Origin of the sequence: Streptomyces sp. LX-29 (genome assembly GCF_029541745.1) — a bacterium.
Taxonomy (GTDB): Bacteria; Actinomycetota; Actinomycetes; order Streptomycetales; family Streptomycetaceae; genus Streptomyces.
Map to the genome: position 1 here is coordinate 3714832 of NZ_CP089746.1, position 15991 is coordinate 3730822.

The window sequence follows — 15991 nt, forward strand, 5'->3', positions numbered from 1 at the left end:
GTCGACCCGCCGACGATCCGTCCCCGCGCGCCGCGCGGACGACCACCTGCCGAGGATCTCCGACACACCATGCGGGTGACCCGCAGAGGATCTACGGGACGTCGCAACCCGGGCAACCGACGGCGATCTTCAACGCCGCGCGGCCGTCCCGCCGACGATCCGTCCCCGCCCGCGCCGCGCGGACGACCACCCGCCGAGGATCTCCCACACTCCACGCGAGCGATCCCGCCGACGATCTCCGGCACGCAGCCCGGGCAACCGTCGACGATCTCCGGCACCCCGCACAAGCGACCCCATCGACGATCTCCGGCACCCCACACAAGCGTCCCCGCCCACGATCTCCGCCCCCCCCCACAGGCTCCTCGCCCACGATCTCCGGCACGCCGCGTGGGTCGGCTCGCGCCCGGCTCGCGGCGATCTCCGGAGCGTCGTTCAGGTGGCGTGACCCTGCTCACAACTCGCGTCGGTGGCCGGGAATTGGGCGTCCGGAAATCCGCGATCGAATTTGCGAACCGCCGATCTCTTGTTACGGTTCTAGAAGCCCGGTCGCTGGTGCATCCCCCGTCGCCAGCGACCGGGCGCTTCCATGCCCGGGCACGGTCCGGGGAGGCGTACGGGCTAACGCCCCGCCTCCCGCGCCGAGTTGCCCGTCGAGCGCTCCGCACCGGCAAGATCCACGGCGCCCTGCCGCCCGCCTCCGGAGCCGTTCTCCCGGCCCTTCTCCCGGCCGTGCCCCGCTTCCGTGCCGGTGTCGTCCGAGCTGCCGGAACGAAGCAGCAGCAGCCCCTCCGCCGACGCCACCTCCGCCATCGCGGTGGTTTCCGCGGCCTCGGCACCGCCGACCCGCTCAGCGGCGCCGTCAGCGGCCTCCGGGGCCGTTCCCGACCGCTCGGAGCCCTGCTCAGGGGCCTTCTCGGCGGTCGCCCCGCGTGGGGTCCGCGCCCCGCGCGTCGCCGTCTCGCGCGGGGTCTCGCAGGTCGCGGGGTCGTCGTCGGCGTCTACCGGGCAGTAGACCTGCCGGGTCTGGCCGTCCGCGCGCATGAGGGTCAGCGCGACGGTCAGCGGGCCGCCGGTGGCGTTGCGGTAGTAGGTGCGCGCCCAGCTCTCCCGACCTTCGGTCAGCACACAGGTCTGCGCCTCCACCCCTTCGGGTGAAGCGAGTTCGGGGCCGCAGGCGGCGGTGGTGCCGGGACCCACCCGGATGCTCGGGTTTCGGCCTCCTCCCTCCGGGTGGAGTCGCCCCTCGACCGGGTGATTCAGGCCAACTGGCGCCGCCTCTGGACCAGATGATTCCGGAAAGCCGACCGAGCCCGCGGTCGCCACGGCCAGCGGCACGCCCGCGCCGAGCGTGACCACGCCGGCGAGCGCGACCAGTCGCAGTCGCGCCGGGCGCCCCGACCCGTCCGGGCGGGCGACGCCCCGGGCATGGCCGGCCGGGCCCCCGACGCCGGGACGGACCCCGGCGGGTCGGGAGGGCTCGGTGGGCCGGGTGGGGCGGAACCTGCGCGCCATGGAGACCCCCATCAGCGCCTCGAGGGAACGTTTGTCGGCATGCCGAACATAGCGCTCAGATCGCACCATTCCGATCTACCGCGCCCCCCATCCGGGGGACTCCACGCACACGGCACCCGAACGAGTGAGGCGAGGGCCGCACGGCTTCACCGCCGTACGGCCCTCATGGAGCGAGTCCGCTGCCTCCGCCCAGCGCACTCTTCCGCCGTCACCGCATCCGACGGCCGTCACCGCGGACCGACCCCGGCGCCCCCACGCCGTGCCGCGCCCGACCGGTCCCGTCGCCACCGTCGCCCCGGCGCGCCCCGACCGTTCGGCCGCGTTCCGCGGTCCGCCTCGACCGGCGGGTCAGTACGCGAGCTTGCTGCCGCCGCCCGGGGCGCTGGCGCTGGCCTCGACCAGCGCGTCCACCACGGTCTCGACCCGCGGCAGCCACTGCGCGCGGGCGCGGCGCAGCGGTGGGCGCTCCCAGCGCACCCGGCCCGCCCCGGTCCGCGAGGGCGGCAGCACCACATAGCCGCCCTCCCCGTGGAACCGCAGCGAGCTGGGGACCCAGTCCTGGCGGTGCAGCAGTTCGCCGAGCTCTTCGAGCCCGTACGGCGCGACCAGGAACGACCAGCGGGTGGGGGTGGCGACCACCGGGCCGAGCCGCACCCCCGCGTGGTCGAGGACGGCCAGCGCCCGCCCCGCCGCCACGGCGGGCAGGCTCACCGCGCACGGGGCGCGGCCGCCGGTCGCCAGGATGATCGGGGCGGTGGGGCGGTTGGTCCACCACCAGCGCACCATGCGGGCGTCCGTGGTCGCGGCGAGCAACCCCGGGTCGAAGGGGTGCGCGCCGGGCACCGCACAGTCCGGGTGCGGGCAGCCGCACTCGCGCGGGCGCGCCTCGGCGTCACCCGCGCCGGGGCCGCCGCGCCCGCCGCCGGGGTCCTCGCCGGCGGGCTGGAGGCCCACACCGGGCAGGACCGGCCACTGCCACTCGGTGGCACAGACCAGGGCCGCGCGGAGCGCCGCGGTGGGGCTCCCGCTGGGCCGCAGAAGCGAGAACTTGCGTCGCCTTCCGGGGATCTCGCGCATGAGCGCTCGTCCTTTCCGTAAACGCCGAGGGGCCGTATCCATAGCAATCCGTCGCACTACGAGGCGCCACTCACCACGAGGCGCCGCACTACAGGGCACTGCTACGAGCGCCTGCAACCGTCGGCCGCAAGCACCGCTGTACAAGGCATTACGTGGCGCTTGCCGGGATTGTTCGAACCGTCACGCCATGTGGATCACAAGTCACTGCGCGTACAGGGCAGCGCATCACGCCGCGGGCCGAGCGTGGAACGTGGCGGGGGGTGGCGCGCGCATGGCGCTTGCCACCCCGGTGTACCGCCCCCGCCACTCGGGGATGGGCGCGGCCGTCGCCGACTAAGACGCTCGGCCCGGCCACGGGGTTCCGGGGCGGCGTCAACCGCCCCCACCCGTCTCCGAATACGTACCCACCGCGCTCGATATGACGCGCTGCCAGTGCTCGCCAGTCGACAGCAGATCTGAAGGGTAGTGGCCTTTTTTCGGCCATCTTCGATTCCCCACAGACACCAATATCCCCACCGGTCCGATGCTGGACATCGCGTCACCGGTGCGTGTACATCTGAGGGCAGTAGCGGCGCAGCACGACAGGGGGTTTGCGATGCTATGGAGCAGTACGGACCGTCCGGCCGAGCGCGCGACAGCCTGCAAAAATCCTCCGCAAAGCACGCAATCTCCCTCCTGTGACGGTGGGCCCGGCGGTGATTCCCGGCCATCGCCCCCGTTGCCGAGAACCGCCCCCCTGGGCAGCACGCCATGAGCGCCCGGCATCTGCCGAAAGTGGCTGGAATCGATCCGCCGCTTCCCTCTCCCGCGCACACTGCCGACCCCGTCGCCCCACCCCCCGCTCCCGCCCCGGCTCCCCCGCCGAACGGCTTGGTCCTCGACCGCCTCGCGGGCTGGGTCTCGGACCTCACCACCCTCCACGAGCTGACCGAGCGGCTCGCCCGGACCGCCACCCTGGACACCGCGCTGGACGAACTACTGCAGGCCGGGGCCACCCTGGTCGGCGCCCGCCGGGGGCTGGTCGCCCTCGAACCCGCGGACGGGCTCGGCCCCGTGACCACCGTCGGCCTGGGCCTCGGCCGCGCCGAACTCGGCCACATCGAAACGATTCCGCGGGGCACCGCCTCGGCCGCCCACCTCCTGGACGGCCTCCCCGAGCCGCACGCCCAGCGGCCCGAGGTGATCCACCCCGACCTGGCCCGCGAGGCCGACCTCGACCCGCGCCACCGCGAGGTCGCCGCCCGGCTCGGCTACGCCGCGAGCTACGCGGTCCCGCTGGATCCGCACGGCGAGCCCCGCCCCGGCGCCCGCTCTCCCCTCCTCCCCGTCACCCCGCCGACCCCCTCCTCCCCCTCCGCCCCCTCTTCCCCGTCTGCCCTGGTGTCCGCCGCGTCCGCCCCGTCTCCCCTGTCCGCCCCTCCCGTGACTCCCCGCGCGGGAGGGGCCGCCGAGCACCACCCCGACGAGGGCAGCGCCACCCCCGGCCGACTGGGCGCCGCCGTATGGCTCTACGACGAGCCGACCGAGCCGGTCGAGCGGCAGCGCCATCTGATGGGGCTGTACTGCGCGTACGCCGCCGAACACCTCGCCCGGCTGCTGGACCTCACCCGCGCCCGCACCACCGCCGCGACCCTCCAGGAGGAGTTGCTGCCCGCGCGGCTGCCGCGGATCGCCGGGGTCCGGCTCGCCGTACGCCACCGCACCGGCCCCCACGGCGGCGGCGACTGGTACGACGCGCTGCCGCTGCCGGAAGGGGCGCTCGGGCTGGCGGTGGGCGCCGTCTCGGGCGCCGGCCCCAGCGCCGTGGCGGCCATGGGACGGCTGCGCGCCTCCCTGCGCGCGTACGCCGTGATGGAGGGCGAGGACCCGGTCGCCGTCCTGTCCGACCTGGAGCTGCTGTTGCGGCTCACCGAGCCCGCCCGCTCGGCCACCGCGCTGTTCGCGTACTGCGAGCCGGCGCTGCGCAAGGTGGTGCTGGCCGGTGCCGGGCACTGCCCGCCCCTGCTCATCGGCGAGCTGCGCACCGAGTTCGTGGAGACCTCCCTGTCGGCCCCGCTGGGCATGCTCTCGTGCTGGGAGGCGCCCAGCGTGGAGCTGGAGCCGGCACCAGGAGAAACGCTCCTCTTGTACAGCGACGGGCTGCTGCACCGCAGCGGCGAGGAGATGGACCGCGCCTTCGCCCGGCTGCACGCGGCCGCGGCGAGCGTCCCCAGGCCGGCGCGCACCGACCCGGAGGCCGTCGCCGACCACGTGCTGCGGGCCATGCTGCCGAACGGGGCGTCGACGGACGCGGCGGGCGGAGACGCGGAGACGGTGGGCGCGGCCCGGGGCCCGGAGGCGGTCGACGCCGAGGACATCGTGCTGCTCGTCGCCCACTTCGAATGACCCGGACGGCGCCCCGGACCGGCGTGTGCCCGGCGTCACACCCCTCTCGGAAGCATGCACTCCCCACCTACCATGGGTGAGGTCCATTCGAGGAGGAATACGTGACCGAGGAGCAGACCACGGAGCAGCCGGGGGCCCTGGAGAACCCCGAGGGCACCGATGCCGAGGCCCCCGTCAAGCAGCGGAAGAACGGCCTGTACCCGGGCGTCTCCGACGAGCTCGCCGAGAGCATGAAGTCCGGCTGGGCCGACACCGAGATGCGGGACCTCACGCCGATCGAGCAGGCGCCGCACACGGCACGCCGTCGCGCCGCGCTCTCGGCGCGTTTCCCCGGCGAGCGCCTGGTGATCCCGGCGGGCAACCTCAAGACCCGGTCGAACGACACGGAGTACAGGTTCCGTGCCTCCACCGAGTACACGTACCTCACCGGCGACCAGACCGAGGACGGCGTCCTGGTGCTGGAGCCCACCGGCGCGCAGGGCCACCGGGCCACCGTCTACCTGCTGCCCCGCTCCAACCGGGAGAACGGCGAGTTCTGGCTGGACGGCCAGGGTGAGCTGTGGGTCGGCCGCCGGCACAGCCTCACCGAGGCCGAGCGGCTGCTGGGCCTCCCGGCCAAGGACGTGCGCCAGCTGGCGGACGCGCTCAGGGAGGCCACCGGCCCGGTCCGCGTCGTGCGCGGCCACGACGCCGGGCTCCAGGCGGCCCTGACCGACAAGGTCACCGCCGAGCGCGACGAGGAGCTGCGGGTCTACCTCTCCGAGGCGCGCCTGGTCAAGGACGAGTTCGAGATCGGCGAGCTGCAGAAGGCGGTCGACTCGACCGTCCGCGGCTTCGAGGACGTCGTCAAGGTCCTCGACAAGGCGGAGGCGACCAGCGAGCGCTACATCGAAGGAACGTTCTTCCTCCGTGCCCGTGTCGAGGGCAACGACGTCGGCTACGGCTCCATCTGCGCCGCCGGCCCGCACGCCACCACCCTGCACTGGGTGCGCAACGACGGCCCGGTCCGCTCCGGCGAACTCCTGCTCCTGGACGCCGGCGTGGAGACGCACACCCTCTACACCGCCGACGTGACCCGCACGCTGCCCGTCAACGGCCGCTACACCCCGCTCCAGCGCAAGATCTACGACGCGGTCTACGAGGCGCAGGAGGCGGGCATCGCCGCGGTCAGGCCGGGCGCGAAGTACCGCGACTTCCACGACGCCGCCCAGCGCGTGCTGGCCACCAGGCTCGTCGAGTGGGGCCTGGTCGAGGGCCCGGTGGAGCGCGTCCTGGAGCTGGGCCTCCAGCGCCGCTGGACGCTGCACGGCACCGGCCACATGCTCGGCCTGGACGTGCACGACTGCGCGGTGGCGCGGACGGAGACGTACGTCGACGGCGTGCTGGAGCCGGGCATGTGCCTGACCGTCGAGCCGGGTCTGTACTTCCAGGCGGACGACCTGACCGTGCCGGAGGAGTACCGGGGCATCGGCGTCCGCATCGAGGACGACATCCTGGTCACCGAGGACGGCAACCGGAACCTGTCGGCGGGGCTGCCGCGCCGGGCCGACGAGGTCGAGGAGTGGATGGCCGGCCTCAAGGGCTGAGCCGCCGCACGGGCCGATCGCGCCCGGCGCGCCGCGTGCACACCGACACGGCCCCGACCGCCTTCCCCGGCGGTCGGGGCCGTGTCGTGTCCGGCGCGGGCCGGCTCCGGGGCCGGGTCCGGCGGCCGTCGGTCAGGAGGTGGCGGTGGCCCGGCCGTGCAGCACCAGGGCCCAGGTGAGGCAGCCGAAGGCGGCGGCCGAGGTCACCGCGCGGACCACGTTCCAGCGCACCCACACCGCCTCGAACTTCTCGCGTACGGCGGCCGGATCGGCGATCCGGCCGATCGGCCCGGCGGCGTCCAGCTCGTGGTTGAGCGGCACGTTGACCGCCGCCGTGATGACGAACATCGCCAGGTAGAGCACGAGCGCGGCGATGATCCACGGCGCCGCGGACCGGTCGCCGCCGCCCCACAGGTGCAGCCCGGCGCTGACCGCGGTCAACGCCAGCGCGCCGAGGAAGCAGGCGAAGAACCACCCGTTGAGGATGGAGACGTTGATCCGCTGCATCGCGTCGACGAAGGTCCGGTCCTCGGCCTGCCGGAGGCCCGGCATCACCGCGTAGGCGAAGGAACAGAAGAGCCCCGCGGTGAGTCCCGTGGTCACCGTCGCCGCGATCAGTGTCGCGCCCCGCATCACCGCTGACATCGTGCCCATCCTCCGCGTTCGCGCCGTCGTGCCGATGCCTCAAGTCAAGCGGCCCGCCGGCGAGATGAACATGATCGAGCGGCTCGCCTCCATGTGCGTGCGTCTACGCTGATCCGTATGGACGTACTCGCGGGGCTGCTGGACGGGCCGAGGGCCCGGGGCGCGTTCCTGATGCGGGCGATCATGGATCCGCCGTGGTCGATCCGGATCGAGGACCGGGCGCCGCTGACGCTGGTGGCCCTGGTGCGCGGCGCGGCCTGGGCGGTGCCGGACGGGGACGCGCCGCGCCGGCTGTTCCCCGGCGACATCGCGATCATGCGCGGCCCCGATCCGTACACCTTCGCCGACGATCCGGCCACCGAGCCGCAGACCGTCATCCTGCCCGGCGAGCGCTCGGCGACGCCGGAGGGCGACGAGCGGTGCGAGGAGATGGACCTGGGGGTGCGCACCTGGGGGGACAGCCCCGACGGCGCGACGATGATGCTGGTCGGCACGTACCAGATGCGGGGCGAGATCAGCCAGCGGCTGCTGAGCGCGCTGCCCGTGCTGTTGGTGCTGCCCGCCGCGGAGTGGGAGTCGCCGCTGGTCCCGCTGCTGGAGGAGGAGATCGTCAAGGACCGGCCCGGGCAGGAGGTGGTCCTCGATCGGCTGCTCGACCTGCTGTTGATCACCGCGCTGCGGGCGTGGTTCTCCCGCCCCGAGGCGGCCGCCCCCTCGTGGTACCGGGCCCAGGGCGACCCGGTGGTCGGCCGGGCGCTGCGCCTGCTCCACGACGACCCGGCCCACCCGTGGACGGTGGCGAGCCTCGCCGCCAAGGCGGGTGTCTCCCGCGCCGCCCTCGCCCGCCGCTTCGCCGAGCTGGTCGGCGAGCCGCCGATGGCCTACCTCACCGGCTGGCGGCTGGCGCTCGCCGCCGACCTGCTGCGCGAGCCCGACGCCACCCTGGCGGCCGTCGCCCGCGAGGTCGGCTACGGCAGCGCCTTCGCGCTGAGCACCGCCTACAAGCGGGTGCGGGGCGTGACCCCGCAGGCGGACCGGGGCTGATCGGGCTCGTCTCCGACGGCGGCGACGGCGTCGACGGCGGTGTGCGGCCGACGACGACGGCGGCGGTGTGCGGCCGACGACGACGGCGGTGTGCGGCCGACGACGACGGCGGTGTGCGGCCGATGGCCGGAACCCTGCGCCGGCGCATGCCGGGCGCGTTGCCTTCCGATCATCCGATCGTTCGCCTGTGTACCCCCCACCGGATACCCAGTCGGACGAACCGGAAGAGAGAACGCCATGCGCCTGCGCACCGCCTCCGCCCTCGGCGGATCGGCCACGATCGTCTTCGCCGCCCTGGCGGCCTTGGCCCCGGCGGCCCTGGCCGACACCGCACCCGACGGCCCCACGCCGTACGCCTACGTCTCGGACGGCGGCCAGATCAAGATCTGCACCCGGGGCACGCTCTTCGACGGCATGGTCAACCTGGGCTGCCGGCCGCCGCACCACCTGGGCCCGGAGACGACCTGGCGGGAGCTGCGGGCGGAGGAGGACGCGGTGGAGCCGATGCTGTGTCGTCCGGCCGTGGTCAACGAGGCCGTCCACGCCACCGAGGTGACCCTTCTCGGCTCGGGTGCCGCCCTCCAGTGCACCCCGGTCCCCGACTCCTGGGGACCGTGACCGCCGGCCCGCCGCCCCGCCGGTCGCGGAGGATCAGCCGCGGCCGCCGGCCATCAGCGCGTTGAGCTCGCCGTACGGGACGGGGTCGGCGAGGTGGGCGTAGGTGCCGGTGGTGGCCAGTTCGCGGGCGGCCCGCAGGGCGACGGCGTAGGCGGCCTCGGCGACCGCGGAGCCCAGGCTGATCCGGGCCACGCCCAGGCCCGCCAGCCGCTCGACGGTGGGCGCACCGGGGCCGGCCATGATGTTGACCGGGGCCGCGATGTCCTTGGTGAGGGCGCCGACGACATCCGGGTCGGTGGTGCCGGGCACGAAGACGCCGTCGGCGCCGGCCTCCAGGTAGTCGCCGGCCCGGCGGAGCGTCTCGTCCAGGCGGTCCCGCTCATCCCCGACGGCCAGCAGGTAGACGTCCGTGCGGGCGTTGATGAAGAGCGGCACCCCCGCGGCGTCCGCGGCCGACCGGGCGGCGGCGATCCGCTCGGCCTGTTCCGCCGCCGGACGCAGCGCGGCGCCGTCCGGGCCCGGAGAGTCCTCGATGTTGACGCCCACCGCGCCCGCGGCGACGACCCGGGCCACGGTCTCCGCCACCTCGTCCGGGGTGGCTCCGAAGCCGCTCTCGATATCGGCGGTCACCGGCACCTCGACCGCCCCGGCGACCCGGGCGATGAGGGCGATGGCCTCGTCGCGGTGCAGCCGGTTGCCGTCCGCGGCGCCCAGCCCCCAGGCGACTCCGGCGCTGGTGGTGGCGACGGCCGGGGCACCCGTCGCCGCGACCAGGCGGGCGCTGGCCGCGTCCCAGGCGTTGGCGAGCGTGAGCGGGGTGCCGGGGACGTGGAGGGAGTGGAAGTGCCGGGCGAGGGCGTGCTGTTCCGTCATGGGCAGCAGTAGATCACCGGCGGTGGGAGCCCCACTGGCGGGAATCCGACGTCTACGTCGGTGCGGGGCCCGGATGCGGTCCACGCGCGGCGAACCTCCGTCCGCTTGCGTAGGGTCGGCGTCGTGGATGTGATCAGGTGGATGTGATCAGGGAGGCCGCGAGGCCGGCCGGGCCGGCTACCGGCCACGGGACGGGCAGCGCCCGATGACCGCGCGGTGGTTCACCCTCGCCACGCCGCTCCCCAGCGGACGCATGCGGGTGGCGGTGACGGACCAGGGGGTCGCGGCGGCGACCTTCACCTCGCGCGAGGCAGTGACCTTCCCACCCGGGCCGCCCCTGGCCGACCCCTCCGAGGACCGGCGCGCCGCCGCCGTGGCGGAGCAGTTCGGCGACTACTTCGCCGCCCGACGACGGGAGTTGACGCTTCCCATCGACTGGCGGCTCACCGCGGGCCCCCAGCGCGCCGTCCTGGGCGCCCTCCAGCGCGGGGTGCGCTTCGGCCAGACCATCGCCTACGGCGAACTCGCCGACCTGAGCGGCGCCTTCGATACCGACGAGCCCGAACAGCGGGCGCTGGCCGCCCGTACGGTGGGCGCCATCATGTCCACCAATCCGGTCAGCCTGCTCATCCCCTGCCACCGGGTGATCGCCGCCGACGGCATCGGCGGCTACGGCGGTGGTGCGGTCGGCATGGAGACCAAGCGCTGGCTGCTGACCCTGGAGGGGAGCCTGCCGCCGACGTTGGACTGGGCGGGCTGACGGCCGCACGGCGGCGCCCCGCCGCTCAGGCGGCGGGCGGAGCGGTCCACTCCTCCGGGACCTTGGGCGGGGTGCCCTGGGTCCACACCACCCGCAGCGCCGTGGCGGCGATCCGCCACCCGTCGGCCGTCCTGACCAGCGTGGTCTCGGTGTGGCCGCCGGAGGCGAAGAACTCCTCCGACCCGTCGGCCAGCACATGCGTGCTCAGCTGGGCCCCCCGCGCGGTGGCCCGGTCGCCGTCGATCTCGATGACCGCGTTGGTCGCGAAGTGCACGGTCCGGTCGAACAACGCCATCCCGCGCCGGATGTGTGCCATGAGCGCGTCCCGCCCGTGGATGGTGCCGATGGGCATCTCGGCGGTGACGTCCTCGGTGTGGAAGGCGCGGGCCCACTCCTCGTCGAAGACCCTCTCGTCGAAGGAGCGGAGGTAGCGGTCCATGAGGTCGGTGATCTCGGCACGGTCGGTCAGGGTCTGCAGCTGACGCCGCATCTGTTCGATGTCCATGCCGAGACTCTCACACTTCAACCTTTGTTGAAGTCAAGCACGACCGCGACCCCGATCGGTTCACCCTTCGGTCCGACCGTTCCGCCCCTCGGTCCGGCCGGTCAACGCCCGTCGGCCCCACCGATCCGCCCCTCGGTCCGGCCGCCGCCTACTCGGCGACGGGCACGGCGCCCTTCCCGTGACGGATGTCGTCGACGACGTACGGCAGGGCGGGGAGGAGCAGCGGGAAGCCGGCCCAGAAGGGGACGGTGAACAGCGGGTCGTCGCCGATCAGCCAGTTGCTGAGCATGATCGCGGGCACGCCGACCAGGAAGGCCAGGCCCCAGCTCCGACCCAGGCCCATGCCGCCGCGCCGCAGCTCGTATCCGACCGTGACCAGGGCGAGGACGGCGTAGAAGACGAAGTCGTTGGGCTCCACATCCCGTTCGGGGGTCCACCTGACGAGGCAGGTGAGCAGCACCAGGACACCGAGCAGGAGGCTGGCCATCGCCGCGGTGCGCAGCACGCGGCGGTACAGCGGGGCGCGGGCCCGGGCCCAGGTGGCGGCGAAGGCCCTGACGTCCTCGCCGACCACGTCCCGCGCCGTGCGGCCCGCGGCCTCCGCGTCATCCAAGTGGGTGGAGAGCTCGTCGAGCATCTCCCGCACGGAGGCTTCACTGAGCCCCCGGTACTCCCAGTTGCTGCGGCAGATCGCGAGGACCTGGTCGTTCGTCATGGTGTGGTGTCCCCCGGTGATTCGGTGTGTGCGGCGAGGATCCGGCCCACCTGACCGCTGAAGGCGCGCCACACCTCTCGTCCACCGGTCAGCTCGGCACGCCCCGCCTCGGTGAGGCGGTAGTACTTGCGCGGGGCGCCGCCGCTGGCGGACGGGGCGCGATAGGAGGAGATCAACCCTGTCCGCTCCAGCCGCGCGAGCAGCGGATAGACGCTGCCCTCGCTCACCAGCTCCAGCCCGCCCGCGGCGAGCGCCTCGGTGAACTCGTATCCGTATCGCGGCCGTTCGGCGATCAGCGACAGCAGACAGAGATCGAGCACGCCGCGCAGGAGCTGACTGCGCCGCTGGTCGCCGGTCGCAGGCAGCCCCTTTGTCATGCGGTGCATGGTAGTCGGCGATTCCCTTGCTCCGCAAGACAATCGAAGGGGGGTGGCCCGCCGCGGTCGGCTGACCCCGACGGCGGCGGGCTTCGACGCCGCCGGCTCACCCGACGGTGGGCCCCGTTGCCGCCGGCTCACCGGACGGCGGTGGGCCCGGCGCCGGCGGCCTACTCCGCCGCGGGCTCCGCGTCGTCCACCGCGCCGGGCGCCAGGGCGGGGGCGGGGAAGGCGTGGCGGGCCTCTCCGCCGGACCACCAGACGCCGATGGCGAAGACCGCGGTCGCCTCCAGCAGCGCGGCCCGGTCCAGGCCGCCGCAGGGCAGCGGGACGCAGCCCATCGACCGGATCAGTTCGGTGGTGAGGGTGGCGGCGGCCGAGTCGTCCACGCAGAACGGCACGGCCAGCGGCGCGCCGTCGAAGGACGGTCGCGGCAGGGTCCAGATGCTCTCGTGGCAGATACCGAAGACCTTGGCGACCCCGGCCTCCGGGGCGGCGGCCGCGATCCGCGCGGCGACCGAGTCCGGGCCGCCGGCCGTGGTCAGGGCCGGACCGCCGGCGGCGGGCTCCATCGGCACCGTGCAGTCGAGCACGGTCCGGCCGGCGAGGTCCGGGGCCAGCTCCGCGGCCAGCCGCTCGGCGGCAGCGGCGGGTACGGCGAGCAGCACCGCCTCGCCGTACCGCGCCGCCTCGGCGAGGCCGCCGTGCCCGGCCGCGCCGATGCGGGCCGTCGTCCTGGCGGCGGCGCCCGGGTCCCGGCCGCCCACCATCACCTGGTGTCCGGCCCGCACCCAGGCGCCGCCCAGCACCGCCGCCATGGCCCCCGTGCCGAGAACGCCGATCCGCATCGCCCTGCCCCTTTTCACGTCGAGGGATGTCATGCCCGGGACGCTAGGCGGGCCGATGCGCACCACCTGGTAGGCATCGGCGGGGCAGGATGGGCGCATGGACGAGGTGGACATGCAGGGGGACGTGTTCGCGGCCGACTGCCGAGCCCGGATCGCCTTCGAGGTCCTGGCCAACCGGTGGGACAGCGTGGTGGTCTACGTCCTCCACGAGGGCGGCCCGATGCGGCCGCGGGCGCTGCGGGACCGGATCGGCGGGATCAGCTCCAAGGTGCTCAACGAGGCGTTGCGCCGTCTGGAGTACAACGGCCTGGTGGAGCGGCGCCGTTACGCCGAGGTCCCGCCTCGCGTCGACTACTCCCTCACCGCGGCCGGCGCCGCCCTGATCCCCCCGATCCAGGCGCTCGGCGCCTGGGCCGCGACCCACGCGGACGCCGTCCTGGCGGCCCAGGACCGCTTCGACCGCAAGCCCTGAGCGGGCTCCTCGGGCGCCGGCCGGTGCCGTCCTCCCCCAGGCCGTCGCCTCGGGAACGCCGAACCCCGCCCCCACGCGTCGCCGGCGGCACCGGGCGGCTACGCGCTCGTCAGCGGTTCCAGCTCCGCGATCTCGTCCAGGGACATGTGCAGCTGCTCGCGGAGGAAGCGCACGACGGTCCAGTGCGGCAGCGCCCCTTCGTCGAAGGGCCCGAACGCGGCGCGGTACAGGGGAAGCCAGCGCAGCGCCTCCTCGACGACCTGCTCCCGGCCCGGCTCCCGTTGGTAGTCCTCGTAGCCGACGCTGCGGTGGTGGATGAAGTAGCGCCCCGGCAGCCGCTCCTCGCACAGCGCTCGGTACTCACGGGTCTGGAGGATCAGGTAGTGCCAGATCTCGTCGATCTCCTGCTCGACCGGCAGGAAGAGCCCGCTGAGCCGTTCGCGGTGGAGTGAGACGAGGTAGAGGTAGCGGAGGCATTCCAGGACCTGGCGCTCGGCGTACTCGCGCTCGGCGCCCGTCCTGTCGGTGACGTACCGCACCGCCTCCTCGTGGAGACGGGCGCCGAGGAGGTCCTTCAGGTCCTGGGCGGTGAGGCGCGGCCGGCTGGTCTGTGCGGTCATGGAGGGTCCCCTCGTCTGATCGAGGCTCAGCGGTCGCCGGCGAGCCAGGTGTACTTGCCGGACTTCCCGATGGGGAGACGCCCCTGGTGGTCCAGGGCGCAGTCGCGGCCGGTCAGTTCGGCCACTCCCCGCTCCAGGGCGGAGGTCTCCTCGGGGTCCAGTGGTCGGCCGTCGAAGGTGGTGTAGCTCAGTCGGCACCCCGACGCGCCGGTGAGTCGCAGCTGGTGCAGGAACACCCGGCTGGAGACGGAGCTGATGCGGTCGTCCAGGTCCGCCTGCGCCACGGGCCCCCGCTCGGTGGCGAGCAGTTCCTTCTCGCGGCCGCAGAAGGCGGTGATCTTCTCCGGGTCGGGTGTTCCGTCGAGGGTGCGCACGCAGTCGCCCGAGCGGTAGCGGACCAGGGGCATGTACGGGTTGCGGACGCTGGTGACGATGAGGCTGTGGATCTCGCTGTCGGGCGCGACGGGAATCAGCTCGACGCTCATCCGGTCCAGGTAGGGCCGGTACCGGCCGTCGCGGTCGCTGTAGTACAGGTAGCCCAGCTCGGTGCTGCCGAAGAGGTCGACGATCGGGCAGTCGAAGTGGTCACGCAGGTACCGCCGCACCCCGTGCGGGGTGTACTCGTAGGCGTGGATGATGCTGGCGGGCGGGGGGAAGTCGGCCCACAGGCCCCACGCGTCCACCTTCCGCACCAGGTGGGCGAGGTGGTAGCCGGAGCAGTCCAGGTGGTAGCGGCCCTGCGGATGGGCCGCGCGAACGGCGCGGATCTCGGCCAGCATGCGCTCGACCTCCGCGCGATCCCACAGGGCCGGGTCGAGCCGGAGGTTGAGGTAGAGCGTGCGCTCGTCCAACCTCCGCTCCTCCAGGGACGGGGCCGCCTCCGGTTCGGCGCCGCGCTTCGCGGCGTTGACCCGGGCCACGTGCTCGGTGGCCAGCACCGTGGTGAGGGAGACCCGTTGGCAGCCCTGCCGCCAGGTCTCGGCGATGTCGGGGTGCTCGCTCCAGAGCCGGTAGTAGGAGTAGAGCAGGAAGTAGGGGGGCCGGATGAGCCTCATCCGGGCGTGGTTGGTGCCGGTGGAGAGCACGTACTCCGCGTCGCCGTCCGCCAGCGCCCGGGCGAGCCCCGGGGTCATCCAGTTGTCCGGGAAACCCCGTGCTATCTCGGGTTTCTCGAGTATGGGGAAGTATCCCCGCGCGACCGACGCGCGGTAGATCGGGATGTCCCGTACCCGGTCGATGATGTCGGGCGTCGGCTGACCGTCCATTGCCACCCTCGGGTGTCCTCGAAGAAACGGAAGCCCCGCACGGGTGGCGCGGGGCCGAAGGGCGGAGAGGGCGTCACGGCCGCGGTGGCCGCGACGCCCACTCCGGTCATGCGGTGCCGTGGTGTCGCCGACGGGTCAGGAGATGCATCCCGTCTTGCCCGCCGCGCTGATGCAGCCCGTCTTCGGCGCCGCGCTGATGCAGCCGTCCTTGGCGCCCTGGGCCGAGTTGGCGGCCACCCAGCGCTGCCAGACCGCGTCCTGAGCCATCTTCTTGATCAGCTGTTCCATGATGAAACCTCCGAAATGCGTTAATTGCGGCGAAGATTGGCATATGTACCGCTCCGCACCGACCGTAAAGGTTTGACCAACTGAGTGTCAACGCATGGTCAGTTGATGTGATCGCCACCATGCGGGCGTGCGCGGCCGCGCCTGGACCGGCCGCGACTCGGGGGTCCAAGGGCGCGCCGGCGACCCCGAACCGCCGCCCGGGTGGCCCCGGGCGACTCCGGGCAGGGCGTACGGAGGCGCGCCGGGGGCGACCCGGAGGCGTGCCGCCAGGGGCCGGAGCGCGTGCCGAGACGGCCCGCGGCTGGTCGCCTACGGGCCACCCCGGCACGGCACTTCGGCTGATTCCGACGGTGGCACCGCCGGCCGGATCAGTCCGTCTGTATCAGTACGGATCAGTCCGT

General features: G+C 73.8%; 18 protein-coding genes. 7 read left to right on the plus strand and 11 right to left on the minus strand.

Translation table 11 applies throughout. The features are described 5' to 3' along the window. Positions 1-618 precede the first annotated feature (618 nt). Positions 619-1512 carry a hypothetical protein gene (locus LRS74_RS15970; protein WP_277741633.1) on the minus strand — a complete coding sequence of 298 codons (894 nt, stop codon included), beginning with the start codon at positions 1510-1512 and terminating at the stop codon, positions 619-621. Between the two features lie 348 nt (positions 1513-1860). Next, positions 1861-2589: a bifunctional DNA primase/polymerase gene (locus tag LRS74_RS15975; RefSeq protein WP_277741634.1), complete on the minus strand. Its 729-nt coding sequence runs from the start codon at positions 2587-2589 to the stop codon at positions 1861-1863. 750 nt (positions 2590-3339) lie between these two features. Between LRS74_RS15975 and LRS74_RS15980 the strand changes: the two genes are divergently transcribed. Together LRS74_RS15980 and LRS74_RS15985 are read left to right on the plus strand one after the other, a co-directional pair. Beyond that, positions 3340-4974, plus strand: a complete 1635-nt coding sequence (locus tag LRS74_RS15980; RefSeq protein WP_277741635.1) for a PP2C family protein-serine/threonine phosphatase — start codon at positions 3340-3342, stop codon at positions 4972-4974. 137 nt (positions 4975-5111) lie between these two features. Then, positions 5112-6560 (plus strand): aminopeptidase P family protein, encoded by a 1449-nt coding sequence (locus LRS74_RS15985; protein WP_277744776.1) that lies wholly within the window; start codon positions 5112-5114, stop codon positions 6558-6560. Between the two features lie 132 nt (positions 6561-6692). On the opposite strand, the gene LRS74_RS15990 is transcribed toward LRS74_RS15985, so the two are convergent. Beyond that, positions 6693-7163 carry an anthrone oxygenase family protein gene (locus tag LRS74_RS15990; protein WP_347178138.1) on the minus strand — a complete coding sequence of 157 codons (471 nt, stop codon included), beginning with the start codon at positions 7161-7163 and terminating at the stop codon, positions 6693-6695. On the opposite strand from LRS74_RS15990, the gene LRS74_RS15995 reads away from it, so the two are divergent. The 3 genes from LRS74_RS15995 to LRS74_RS16005 all read left to right on the plus strand — a co-directional run bounded on the left by LRS74_RS15995 (position 7156) and on the right by LRS74_RS16005 (position 8867). Next, positions 7156-7317: a hypothetical protein gene (locus LRS74_RS15995; RefSeq protein ID WP_277745052.1), complete on the plus strand. Its 162-nt coding sequence runs from the start codon at positions 7156-7158 to the stop codon at positions 7315-7317. The genes LRS74_RS15990 and LRS74_RS15995 overlap by 8 nt on opposite strands. 5 nt (positions 7318-7322) lie before the next feature. Next, a complete protein-coding gene (locus LRS74_RS16000) occupies positions 7323-8249 on the plus strand; it encodes an AraC family transcriptional regulator (protein ID WP_277741637.1) in 927 nt (308 codons plus the stop codon). 237 nt (positions 8250-8486) lie between these two features. Then, positions 8487-8867, plus strand: coding sequence for a hypothetical protein (locus LRS74_RS16005; protein ID WP_277741638.1), 381 nt, complete (start codon positions 8487-8489; stop codon positions 8865-8867). Positions 8868-8900: 33 nt separating this feature from the next. Here the strand turns inward: LRS74_RS16005 and LRS74_RS16010 are convergent, their stop codons facing one another. Continuing rightward, entirely contained in the window at positions 8901-9740 is an 840-nt protein-coding gene (locus tag LRS74_RS16010) for an isocitrate lyase/phosphoenolpyruvate mutase family protein (RefSeq protein WP_277741639.1), read from the minus strand. Between the two features lie 205 nt (positions 9741-9945). On the opposite strand from LRS74_RS16010, the gene LRS74_RS16015 reads away from it, so the two are divergent. Continuing rightward, the gene (locus LRS74_RS16015) at positions 9946-10500 is read left to right on the plus strand and encodes a methylated-DNA--[protein]-cysteine S-methyltransferase (RefSeq protein ID WP_277741640.1); all 555 of its coding nucleotides are present in this window, start codon (positions 9946-9948) and stop codon (positions 10498-10500) included. A gap of 25 nt (positions 10501-10525) precedes the next feature. Here the strand turns inward: LRS74_RS16015 and LRS74_RS16020 are convergent, their stop codons facing one another. From LRS74_RS16020 to LRS74_RS16035, 4 genes are all read right to left on the minus strand, one after another. Beyond that, positions 10526-11005: a nuclear transport factor 2 family protein gene (locus LRS74_RS16020; RefSeq protein ID WP_277741641.1), complete on the minus strand. Its 480-nt coding sequence runs from the start codon at positions 11003-11005 to the stop codon at positions 10526-10528. A 148-nt stretch (positions 11006-11153) separates the two neighbouring features. Next, positions 11154-11720, minus strand: a complete 567-nt coding sequence (locus LRS74_RS16025; protein WP_277741642.1) for a hypothetical protein — start codon at positions 11718-11720, stop codon at positions 11154-11156. After that, entirely contained in the window at positions 11717-12097 is a 381-nt protein-coding gene (locus tag LRS74_RS16030) for a PadR family transcriptional regulator (protein ID WP_277741643.1), read from the minus strand. The genes LRS74_RS16025 and LRS74_RS16030 overlap by 4 nt, the downstream gene beginning before the upstream one ends. A 170-nt stretch (positions 12098-12267) precedes the next feature. Continuing rightward, complete coding sequence (locus LRS74_RS16035; protein ID WP_277741644.1) at positions 12268-12978, minus strand: NAD(P)-binding domain-containing protein; 711 nt, start codon at positions 12976-12978, stop codon at positions 12268-12270. 64 nt (positions 12979-13042) lie between these two features. Here LRS74_RS16035 and LRS74_RS16040 point away from each other — a divergent pair, with 64 nt between their 5' ends. Further along, complete coding sequence (locus LRS74_RS16040) at positions 13043-13417, plus strand: helix-turn-helix domain-containing protein (protein ID WP_277741645.1); 375 nt, start codon at positions 13043-13045, stop codon at positions 13415-13417. A 98-nt stretch (positions 13418-13515) separates the two neighbouring features. On the opposite strand, the gene LRS74_RS16045 is transcribed toward LRS74_RS16040, so the two are convergent. The 3 genes from LRS74_RS16045 to LRS74_RS16055 form a co-directional block, all read right to left on the minus strand. Further along, a complete protein-coding gene (locus LRS74_RS16045) occupies positions 13516-14037 on the minus strand; it encodes a hypothetical protein (protein ID WP_277741646.1) in 522 nt (173 codons plus the stop codon). 26 nt (positions 14038-14063) lie between these two features. After that, positions 14064-15302: a hypothetical protein gene (locus LRS74_RS16050; protein WP_277744777.1), complete on the minus strand. Its 1239-nt coding sequence runs from the start codon at positions 15300-15302 to the stop codon at positions 14064-14066. Between the two features lie 135 nt (positions 15303-15437). Continuing rightward, complete coding sequence (locus LRS74_RS16055; RefSeq protein ID WP_186318976.1) at positions 15438-15590, minus strand: hypothetical protein; 153 nt, start codon at positions 15588-15590, stop codon at positions 15438-15440. Between the last annotated feature and the right edge of the window lie 401 nt (positions 15591-15991).